This is a genomic window from Streptococcus parasanguinis (assembly GCF_001073155.1).
GTDB lineage: Bacteria > Bacillota > Bacilli > Lactobacillales > Streptococcaceae > Streptococcus > Streptococcus parasanguinis_D.
On record NZ_JVEE01000015.1, the window covers coordinates 70,971 to 81,407 of the forward strand.

At 42.8% G+C, this 10,437-nt stretch carries 9 protein-coding genes and 2 pseudogenes; all 11 read right to left on the reverse strand.

Going from position 1 to position 10,437, the window contains the following annotated elements:
- Window positions 1–657 (reverse strand): annotated as a pseudogene (locus ADH92_RS10785) (AAA family ATPase); the annotation flags it as partial.
- A gap of 153 nt (window positions 658–810) precedes the next feature.
- Complete coding sequence (locus ADH92_RS01490) at window positions 811–1,284, reverse strand: sigma factor-like helix-turn-helix DNA-binding protein (protein ID WP_000323521.1); 474 nt, start codon at window positions 1,282–1,284, stop codon at window positions 811–813.
- A gap of 83 nt (window positions 1,285–1,367) precedes the next feature.
- Window positions 1,368–1,793 (reverse strand): RNA polymerase sigma factor, encoded by a 426-nt coding sequence (locus ADH92_RS01495; RefSeq protein WP_000323896.1) that lies wholly within the window; start codon window positions 1,791–1,793, stop codon window positions 1,368–1,370.
- A gap of 94 nt (window positions 1,794–1,887) precedes the next feature.
- Window positions 1,888–2,541, reverse strand: coding sequence for a sigma-70 family RNA polymerase sigma factor (locus tag ADH92_RS01500; protein ID WP_481906709.1), 654 nt, complete (start codon window positions 2,539–2,541; stop codon window positions 1,888–1,890).
- Between the two features lie 345 nt (window positions 2,542–2,886).
- Window positions 2,887–3,060 (reverse strand): cysteine-rich KTR domain-containing protein, encoded by a 174-nt coding sequence (locus ADH92_RS10430; protein WP_011528024.1) that lies wholly within the window; start codon window positions 3,058–3,060, stop codon window positions 2,887–2,889.
- 51 nt (window positions 3,061–3,111) lie between these two features.
- Window positions 3,112–5,031 (reverse strand): tetracycline resistance ribosomal protection protein Tet(O), encoded by a 1,920-nt coding sequence (tet(O), locus tag ADH92_RS01505; protein WP_049496346.1) that lies wholly within the window; start codon window positions 5,029–5,031, stop codon window positions 3,112–3,114.
- Between the two features lie 366 nt (window positions 5,032–5,397).
- Window positions 5,398–5,772: a TnpV protein gene (locus ADH92_RS01510; RefSeq protein ID WP_044681971.1), complete on the reverse strand. Its 375-nt coding sequence runs from the start codon at window positions 5,770–5,772 to the stop codon at window positions 5,398–5,400.
- Between the two features lie 54 nt (window positions 5,773–5,826).
- Window positions 5,827–6,639: pseudogene (locus ADH92_RS01515) on the reverse strand (ABC transporter permease); the annotation flags it as partial.
- A 202-nt stretch (window positions 6,640–6,841) separates the two neighbouring features.
- Window positions 6,842–8,041 (reverse strand): MFS transporter, encoded by a 1,200-nt coding sequence (locus ADH92_RS01520; protein WP_049496351.1) that lies wholly within the window; start codon window positions 8,039–8,041, stop codon window positions 6,842–6,844.
- A gap of 58 nt (window positions 8,042–8,099) precedes the next feature.
- Window positions 8,100–8,837 (reverse strand): DUF1003 domain-containing protein, encoded by a 738-nt coding sequence (locus ADH92_RS01525; RefSeq protein WP_049496354.1) that lies wholly within the window; start codon window positions 8,835–8,837, stop codon window positions 8,100–8,102.
- Window positions 8,838–8,904: 67 nt separating this feature from the next.
- A complete protein-coding gene (gene asnS / locus ADH92_RS01530; RefSeq protein WP_049496356.1) occupies window positions 8,905–10,251 on the reverse strand; it encodes an asparagine--tRNA ligase in 1,347 nt (448 codons plus the stop codon).
- Window positions 10,252–10,437 lie beyond the last annotated feature (186 nt).

Genomic DNA, 10,437 nt, shown 5'->3' on the forward strand with positions numbered 1-10,437 from the left:
CGGCGGGTAACTGCCCGTTACATACAGCTTGGCGGTGTCAGATGCCCGTTTCTCCTTTTCCAGAACAAAGGTAGCGTCCGCACTCCCCGTTAAGCCTGTCGTCCCAGACACCTTGTTGAACACATCGCTGTCATTCTGCTTTCGGATGTGGTGTACGACAATGACCGCCAGAGAGTGCCTGTCGGCAAAATCTTTGATTAGGGAGATGTCCCCATAGTCGCTTGCATAGGCGTTGTCTTTTGAAGCTGTACGGACTTTCTGCAAGGTATCAATGACAATGAGCCTGCTGTCTGGATAGTCTTTCAGATAATCCTCAAGCTGCACGATAAGACCGTCTGACAGCTTGCAGCTTGCCACGGCAAAATGAAGCCGCCCGCTCGCTTCGTCCGTCAAACGGAACAGCCTGTCCTGTATGCGGCAGAACGTGTCCTCAAGGCAGAGGTAAAGCACATCGCCCTCCATTGTCGTCATGTCCCATAAGGGGATTCCCTGCGACACGCATAAGCACAGCTTCAGCATGAGCCAGCTCTTGCCTATCTTCTGTGAGCCGCAGAACAGCGACAAGCCTGTGGGGATAAGGCTGTCCACCACAAAGGACGGCTTCTCAAGCGGCTCATAAAGGAGCGTTTCGGCGTTGACTGTCTGTAACTTCTGCATGGGTTTCCTCCTTTCGGGCAGTTATCTTGTTTTTGTTGCACATAGGCGTTGACCTCCTTAAAAATAGATTTACTCCCACGAAAAAAGTGAGAGTATGTAATACCGCCAATCCCACACAAATAAAAAACAGATTTCTTTTTCGGGCGGTGTCGGTCATGGTTGGAGATATTTCCTCATTTCCGCTTTTACTTTCTTCTTTGCAACAGCAACGGATTTCTGTATTGCAGAAGCGGTGCAATGCTCCATAGCGGCGATTTGGTAAAAATTGAACTCATACTCGTAGTAGAGCAGGAAACGTCGCCTTTGTATCTCTGGCAGTCTGTCAACCGCCTTACAGAGCAGTTCCGCCCGTTCTGCTTCAATCATTTGTTCCTCAATGCTCTTAGGCAGCTTTAACGCCCGCCTGTTCAGCGTTTCGTCCCATACTTCCGAAAACTCCCTGTGCCGCTCGTCCCATTGGAGAAGATTCCTGTTCCTGCGTTCCATCTGCCGAAATTCAAAGAATAACTGCTCGGATACTTCCAGTTCGTGGTGTTCCCCCTGCCCGTCCTTAAAACTGATAAAATACCTTATACCGCTTTCCGTGGATTCCTCCCGAAGCGTGTACGCCTTAGCTTTATATGCCATCCCGTTTTCCTCCTGCCAAAAATAAGCGGGGAGATTCCACTCCCCACCCAGTAGCCCGCAGAATAATGGGATGTATTAGACGCTTACAAAATTTTCCGAAGCTTCTTCCGCAGATGGTCTAACCTCGCATAGATGGCACCAGTCGTCAAATGCACAAGTGGGGCAATCTCCTTTGTGGAATACCCCTGCATTTTCAGCAGGACGATTTTCAAGGTACGCCCGTCCACCGTGACTAATACTTGATAGAGATTTTCGCTCTCAATCTCGTCCAGTAACTCCGCAACTGTATTCACCTCCGCTTGCCGCTCCCTGTCTGCCATGTCCTCAAGGTATTCCGCAACGTCATTCGTCCATCGGTAAAACCGCCTGTTGGAATTGAAGTCTGCCCTGTCCGCTATGCGTATCTGCTCAATGGTCACTTCATCAACGCCGCACTCACGCAGCAGCTTTTCCTCCGCTTCTTTCCAGATACGCCATTTCCTGTCCTCCCGTCCGTGGTTGTATGCCATTCTTTCTTCCTCCAATCAGAATTGATTGAGAGGGCAGAGAAAAGCCCCCTCATTTTCCCAAAGGAAAAAACAAGGGGGCTGAACGCCTTAAATTTTAATTTTCTATTATCTTTCTTAGTTTTCTTAGGATTCTGGCTTTGCGTTTGTTCACAACGCTCTGGGTTATGCTTAACCTCGCCCCGACTTCACGCTCGGAAAGTCCGTCAAAAAAGATTGCCTGTATCAACTCCTGCTCACTATCCGACAACAAAGGCAGGGCGGCTTTCAGCCTGTCCACCATAACAGCATTGACAACGGTTTCCGCAATGTCCGCCGCTTCATCAGCGATAAAGTCCAGAGGATTCCCCTCGCTGTCCGTAAATCCGTCCAGAGATAGCAGGCTGTTCCTCGCATCTAATTTTTGCAGGTAACGCCACCGCTCCCTGTCACGGTAGAAGTCCGCATATTGCTCCCTTACGACTTCAAGCAGACAACCTTGGACGGGGATAAACAGCTTGTCCATATATCCCTTGTCGGCTTGCCTGCGGCGGCAGAAATCCGTATAGGACAGTTCCACATAGCCGCCGCTTTCTTTGATATATACTTTTCTTGGTGCGTATTTCACCGCTAATACCTCCAATCTGAATTTTTGAAATGTAAAAATCCAGATGGAGAGGCGGGGAGCGGCAACGCACACCAGAAACAGCCCTGCGGCACTTTCCAACAAAAAACGACAAAAGAAAAACCGCAAAGGCTCTGTGACCTTCACGGTTATGGGAAATACAAATTCTGTTGTATGGAGATTGTACTTCCACTTTCAAGGTGAGAAGTACCGCTGCACTGGCAGAAATTTTTTTAACTGGTTTCCTGCCATTCTCTGATATGCTATGTATTGATAAATTTTACTTCGTATGAGCAGATGAATAACCGCCCGAAAAAAGAACATAAAAAAATCCCTCCAAATTTAAAAACAAATTCAGAGGGTAATTTAGGGTATAACAAAATAACCCACCCGAATATCGTTTTTTTTATTTGGTGAGTTTGTTCTTTCAAATACGAAACAAAAAGAGCCGATGATTCGTGAATTGTTCCACAATTTCATCGGCTCTGCGTCTTAAGCGTCTGGCTCTTTGATGACAGTTATCTTCAAGTTGTCAACTTTAATCAAGCTTTCTTGTCTGCATTTTGGACAATAAAGGGGATAATTCTCCAAAACAGTGTCCTTCCTAATTTTATTACGGGTTTTGCTCCCACAAACAGGACACAATATCCATTCGCATTTCATCATAATTAGTCTCTAATCCTTTCAAATCTCATTTTATATGACTTTTGCAAGCTGTTAAGCTAACTTGTGGAACATATGCCGAACCTTATCTATACGGCTATTCGGGCGGCGGGGTTGGCAAATAAATTTACCAATAGCTGGCTGGTATCCTTTTAACTCTGTCAAGCAGACTCCCTGCCCATTTGTGAAATAAGTTAAATCGTTCCTGTATTCTTGAATACATCTGGCAGGGATTTCTCCTTTCAGAATGACCTCGTCATTCTTTACCTGAGTACTTACAATATCTGCACAATACCTTGGGGCATCATGATACGCCCGTGAGAGATATTCCTGCGGTGCATAAATTTCAAAGTGGAGATATGGCTCTAATAGTTCTGTCCCTGCTTTTTTTAAAGCCTGCTCCAATACGATAGGGGAAAGCAGCCGAAAGTCTGCGGGGGTACTTACAGGACTATAATACAATCCATATTCAAAACAGATTTTACAGTCTGTCACTTTCCATCCATACAGCCCCTGCTCGCAGCCATAAAGAACCCCCTCCATAACCGCATTTTGGAACGATTGGTTTAAATATCCAAGTGAAACTCTGCTTTCATACTGCACTCCGCTTCCAATAGGGAGCGGCTCTATGGACAACCCGACAGAAGCCCAGAAAGGATTTGGCGGGACTTCTATGTGGATGGTATATTCTGCTTTTCTAAGCGGTCTTTCCATATATATAACAGTAGGCTCTTTTATTTCTGCCTCCACATGGTATTTTTCCTCAAGGATGGCACAAATGACTTCCATCTGCACATTCCCCAAAAAAGAAAGTATAATCTCATGCGTTGTAGTATCCACATAATATTTTAAAAGAGGGTCGCCATCTGAAATTTCTGTAAGTGCCCCAAGCAATATTTCCCGCTGTTCAGATTTCTTTACTGCAATCGTTGTTTGGAGCATAGGGAGAGGATTTTCAATAAATTTTCTCTGCGGCAACAGCATTTCGTTCCCCAAAATACTGTTTAGCTGCAAAACATCATTTGGTAAAATTACAATATCACCAGAGCAGGCTGTATCGGATGAATATAATTCACCGTTTGTCGGAACACACATCTCTGTGATTTTTATTTTCTCTTTTTCAGATATTTTAATAACATCCCTCAAATGCAATGTTCCGCTATATATACGCACATAAACAAAACGCCGCCTTTTCTCTGAATATTCAATCTTAAAAACCTGCCCGCATAGTTCAGATTGACCTTCAGGCGTTGATGAATAAAACTTACTGGCAATCACTTCTATAAGCTGCCGAATCCCCAGATTGTTTTTAGCACTTCCGTGATAAACGGGAAATAACGTTCCGTTTTGGAATCTCATGTTTTCTTCCTGTTCCAGTTCTGACATTTTAAACGGTTTCCCTGACATATATTTCTCTAATAGTTCATCGTTTCCCATAATTACCGCATCCCACTGTTCCATATCGTCATTGTCCGTTACATTTATATGGGGATGCTGCCCAACCTTTTGCTTCACTATAATTTCCGAAGAAAGCTTTGCTTTCATTTCTTGATATACCATTGGCAAATCAATCCCCTCTTGGTCAATTTTATTGATGAAAAAAATTGTCGGAATCTTCATTGTCTGTAGTGCATGAAACAGTATACGGGTCTGTGCCTGTATGCCATCCTTTGCAGAAACTAATAATACTGCTCCGTCTAATACGGATAAAGAACGGTATACTTCCGCCAAAAAATCCATATGGCCTGGCGTATCTATAATGTTGACTTTTACATCCTCCCACTGAAAAGATGTCACTGCTGTCTGGATAGTGATTCCCCTTTGACGCTCCAAATTCATTGTATCTGTCCTTGTTGTGCCTTTATCTACGCTCCCTGGTTCTGCAATTGCACCACTGGTATACAATAAACTCTCCGTTAATGTTGTCTTTCCTGCGTCAACGTGAGCCAGAATGCCTAAGTTAATTATTTTCATGTGATTTTCCTCCTATCAACACCCAAAAAAGGGCATAAAAATACCCAGTGATAAATACTCCTATCACTGGGTAAATAACTCCAATAGCCCCAAAACACTTATATGTTTTCGGGCATATAAAATTACATGATAAAAGTATTCTTAAACTGGGTACAAAAAACTAAGCCCCATATTAAAAGTGAAACGGGACTGCTACTTTTTGTTCCCACTATCAAATTGACAGTTTATTTAAGAATACCTTGCCGCATATTTATTAACTCCTTGTATAATACTGAATCTAATTATATTCCTTAACCCTTTATTTGTCAAGCTGACAAACTAAAGCAGAAAAAGCGGCAGGATTTCCCCCTGCCACTAATCATCTGTTTATGCAAAAATAATTTCCTTTTCCACAATCTCCCTCGCACAAGCCCTTATGTTATTGAGGCATCCTGTCCATTCTAAGGCGTTTTCTGCCTTTAGCTGTTCCGTTATGCCCTGTGCCTGTTTCATACCCTCTATGAGCCTTTCAAAGCGTTCCTGTGCCTGTCTGTTGATGTCGGCAAGGTAAGCGTTAAGTCTGCCGCTTGTAAGAAGATTGGTGTATGTAACTTTGCAGTGATGCTTCAGATAATCCAAATGCCGCTGTCCCCAGATGCCTATCGGCTGTTCTTCTTCGGCGGGTACAGTTAAGCACGGTATTAAATAATCGCCTTGCCTTTCGTATTTGCCGCCCATTTCCTCAAAAATTGTCTTTGCCATTGTCTGTTACCTCCACATTCTTTTTTATTTTGAATGTCCGCAAAATCCGTCCTACATCCCTTGGGTTAGAAGACCAGCAGAGATATTCAATTGTCCTTGCCAAATGACACAAACCAAGGTCGTATTGACCACAAGGAAGGTCAAGGGACTCACCAAACTAGACCAGATACCAGCGCGAATTTGCCAGATCTTGTAGTCCTGATTGACCTCTCTAAAATCCTCTAATTCACTAGCATCTTGTCCAAAGGCCCGAATCACCCGCATCCCTTGAAATTGCTGACGCGTCACCGTGACCATTCGGTCTGTGATTTTCCGAATCTTGGCAAAAAGAGGATTGACAATCCGAGACATGATCACAATAATCAAGGTTAAAATCGCCACCATCCCCAAGAACCAAAGGGTTAGTTTAGGACTGATGGTGAAGGCCATGATGATAGATCCAAAGACAATGATCGGTGCCCTCAAAAAGAGGCGCAAGAATTGGTTGATCCCAACCTGGATTTGATAGGTATCAGAAGTGAGACGGGTTACCAAACTAGAAGTCCCGATCCTATCTCGCTTGTCCTTTGGAAGTGATAAGATCTTATCATACAAATCCTTGGTCATCTCGCGGGTAAAGCCGACAGCTGCTTTAGAAGAAAAATACTGGGCCGTAATAGCTACGACAACACCAAAGCTCGCAAATAAAAACAAAACACCGACCGTCATCACCACTGCGCTCGTTTCCTTTTTCGGAATGACCTGATCGACTAAGTGGGCGATGATTAAGGGGACACACAATTCAAAAATAGCTTCTAAAAGCTTAAACACGGGCCCTAGAAAAGTTTCCCATAGATAACCCTTAAAATACTTCAATAATGATTTCATACTACTCGATCTTTTCTAAATAGAATAAACTAATTTTACCACAATTTTTAAGATGAAAAAACTCTCCCTGCCAAGCAGAGAGAGTTGAGTCGTTAGACAAGTAACAAAAAACTTGTCTATTTGTTAAGCAAGAGTTTATTCAACGATAGTTTCTCTGCTATTCTTCTATTTAACCTTGTTAGACTAATGAACCTAAGGAGTTTTATTCAGTCTTTGGCACCTTGCTTAAGGTCTTACCCATTTTCCCCAATCCAATCATTAGTAGTGGGAAAGAAAATAGTGTTATAAGGCCTAATACAAGAAAGACTGCTACAAAGCCACAGCTATCAATGAACCAACCAGTCAGTGGGAAAATGACAATCATAGATAGACTAAACATCATGGAATTGATACTCAGCATGGTTGCTCGCACACTGGAAGGCAGATAAGCTTGTAAATCATTGTAGTAGATGGGTTGATAAACGGCATAAAGGGCATTGGTCAAGAGATAGACACTCAGATAGGCGAATGGAGTCTTTACACCTACCAAAAGCAAGGCCAACCCTGTCAGTGCAACCAGAATCGGAAAGACTTGATTACTATTCCATTTTTTCCCGATTTGACTGGCCAAATAAACCGCTAGGAGATTGAATCCACTACCAATTAACATGATGAGCGAAACTTGCCAACTAGCTAAGTCACTAATTTTCTGTTGGTAGTAAAAATAAAACATACACATGATGGTCCCTACCAACTGATAGATGAGCATCCAGTAAAACAAGACTGGTTTTTCCTGCCATTCTTGTTTCACTACCTCCAATATCCGCTTTAAGGTCAAATGATTTCTTTCATCACTCTTGCTCTCTGGCTCCTTCATCAGAAAGATCAAAAGAATAGAAAGCAAGGAAAGCCCAATAGCAATATAATAGGTCCAAGCCAATGCTCCGTGAATAAAGAAGCCTGCCACAACTGTACCTAAAGTTCGGGTGACTTCGGCCACACCAGACAAAAAGCTGGATATCTGAAGATAACGGTCCTTTTGACCCGCTTCCACTGCTGAATCAAATAAGAAAGCTGTACTGGTCCCCGAGTCAAAATTATAAGACCAAGCATTGACCATCATAGCAATGGCATAGATCCAAAAATTCCCTTGACCAAATAAAATCAAGATAGAAGATCCAATACTGGACAAGCGAGCCAAATAGAGATTGGTCTTATAACTAAATCGATCGGCTAACATACCAGACGGGATCTCACACAAGAGACTCGTCCCATGAAAGATACTCTCTAATAAACCAATCTGAAGCAAAGAAAGACCATTTTGAATAAAAAAGAGAATCCAAAAACTGGTGATTCCAAAATAAGATGTAAATTCCAAACCTGCTAGGAGTGAAATATTGCGTTTGTAAGTTCTTTTAAACATTGTTTTTCCTCTTTCAATAGATTATATGAGTGTTTCTAAAAGACTTACTTAGAGTTGCCTACATCTTCTCCACCTCCTTCAGTTTTTCTTGATTCATTTCTTGACGCAGCTGGGCCACTTGATTAGACAAGGACACCAACAATTCGGTTTGCAACTTTTGAATTTCCAGTAAATCCGTCTGGTCTTGTTGCACCATATGGTCAATCTTCGTATGCAGTAAGCGAATTTCTCTTTCTGACTCCATATTGACGTTAAAGTCATTTCGCGCTTGCAGGCGATCATAATCTGCTGCCCTGTTTTGGCTCATCATAATCAAAGGAGCTTGAATCGCCGCAATCGTAGAAAGCGCAAGATTGAGCAAGATGAAGGGATAAGGATCAAAATTCCAGCCAAAGGGATGCAAGACATTGATCAACATCCAGATAGCCATCATCAGGATAAAACTAATGATAAAAGTCCAAGAACCACCGAAGCGCGCAACAGAATCCGCTACCCTCTGACCGAAGGTATAGCTGGCTGTCAAGCGGTCTTCAACGTTAAAGGGGCGCTCGCTTTCGGGCATGACACCTGTCACCTGCTGTTTAATGGCTTCGTTTTTATCATTGGCACGCTCAATAATCTGACCTAGATAATCCATGCAATATTGGCTCAAATTTTTATACGTGATAAAATCATCCATTTGACTTTCCGGGTAGGATGTCTTGAGCATCTGTTGAATGCTATGGTCTAGATCTGCGATCAAAGCCCCCTGACCATCCTCGTATTCTTTCCCATCGATGATATCTATTTTCAGCATTGAGTTTCCTTTCATAGTTTTTGGAGCAGATAAAAGTGAAAAACGCCTAATGGCGTTTTTACGTCTATTAAGGTTTGATACGGTGCAACATGCGTGGGAATGGAATGGCTTCACGGATGTGTTTTGTACCAGCTGCGAAGGTTACCATACGCTCGATACCGATACCAAATCCACCGTGTGGAACTGTACCGTATTTACGAAGGTCAAGGTAGAATTCATATTCTGTGCGATCCATGCCAAGTTCATCCATTTTTGAAACGAGGGCATCGTAGTCTTCCTCACGCATAGAGCCACCGATGATTTCTCCATATCCTTCTGGAGCAAGCAAGTCTGCACAAAGCACGCGCTCTGGATTTCCAGGAACTGGTTTCATGTAGAAGGCCTTGATAGCTGCTGGGTAGTTCATGACAAATGTTGGCACACCAAAGTGGTTTGAAATCCAAGTTTCATGTGGTGAGCCGAAATCATCACCATGTTCCAAATGCTCATAATCCGCATCTTCATCATTTTCATGCTCTTGCAAGAGATCAATGGCTTCATCATAAGTGATCCGTTTGAATGGTTCAGCAATGTAGCGTTTCAAGAGCTCAGTATCACGCTCCAATGTTTCCAAGGCTTGAGGAGCACGATCCAAAACACCTTGAAGAAGGGCTTTGACATAAGCTTCTTGCAAATCAAGTGACTCATCGTGTGTCAAGTAAGAGTACTCCGCATCCATCATCCAGAACTCAGTCAAGTGACGACGAGTTTTTGATTTTTCAGCACGGAATACCGGACCAAAGTCAAAGACGCGACCAAGGGCCATAGCACCTGCTTCCAGATAAAGCTGACCTGATTGGCTCAAGTAAGCTGGTGTTCCAAAGTAGTCTGTTTCAAATAGTTCTGTAGAATCTTCCGCCGCATTTCCTGAAAGAATTGGGCTGTCAAATTTTATGAAGCCATTCTTATCAAAGAATTCATAAGTTGCATAGATGATAGCATTACGGATTTGCATGACAGCGACTTGTTTGCGTGAACGCAACCACAAGTGACGGTTATCCATCAAGAAGTCTGTTCCGTGTTCTTTTGGAGTGATTGGGTAATCTTGAGACTCACCGATCACTTCAATATCTGTGATATCAAGCTCATAACCAAATTTTGAGCGTTCGTCTTCTTTGACAATACCAGTCACAAATACTGATGTTTCTTGGCTCAAGCGTTTGATGGTATCAAATTTTTCAAGCCCCACTTCTTCGCCGAATTTTTCGATAAAGTTTGGTTTAAAAGCTACACCTTGGAAAAAGGCAGTCCCGTCACGCAATTGCAAGAAAGCAATTTTTCCTTTACCTGATTTGTTGGCCACCCAAGCACCGATGGTCACTTCTTGACCAACATAGTCTTTTACTTCGATGATAGTAATCCGTTTTGTCATCATTCATCTTCCTTTTCTCGTTAAACTTGTCCGAAGACATTATCTTCTTAATTGTATCATAAAAAGGCTTTCAGTGCTAGGCTCTACCTGTGAAAACCAGATTTTTTTTTAAAGAAAAAGATCCTCAGCTCATTACTAAGGATCTTGTATTTTTATTTTTCCATAAAGGCCTTGAGGCGGCGAACAGCT

Excerpts from the sequence above, each read along its gene's own strand:
- ADH92_RS01490 (WP_000323521.1), bottom strand. The coding sequence starts at position 1,284 with ATGGCATATAAAGCTAAGGCGTACACGCTTCGGGAGGAATCCACGGAA.
- ADH92_RS01495 (WP_000323896.1), bottom strand. The coding sequence starts at position 1,793 with ATGGCATACAACCACGGACGGGAGGACAGGAAATGGCGTATCTGGAAA.
- ADH92_RS10430 (WP_011528024.1), bottom strand. The coding sequence starts at position 3,060 with ATGATGAAATGCGAATGGATATTGTGTCCTGTTTGTGGGAGCAAAACC.
- ADH92_RS01510 (WP_044681971.1), bottom strand. The coding sequence starts at position 5,772 with ATGGCAAAGACAATTTTTGAGGAAATGGGCGGCAAATACGAAAGGCAA.
- ADH92_RS01520 (WP_049496351.1), bottom strand. The coding sequence starts at position 8,041 with ATGTTTAAAAGAACTTACAAACGCAATATTTCACTCCTAGCAGGTTTG.
- ADH92_RS01525 (WP_049496354.1), bottom strand. The coding sequence starts at position 8,837 with ATGCTGAAAATAGATATCATCGATGGGAAAGAATACGAGGATGGTCAG.
- asnS (WP_049496356.1), bottom strand. The coding sequence starts at position 10,251 with ATGATGACAAAACGGATTACTATCATCGAAGTAAAAGACTATGTTGGT.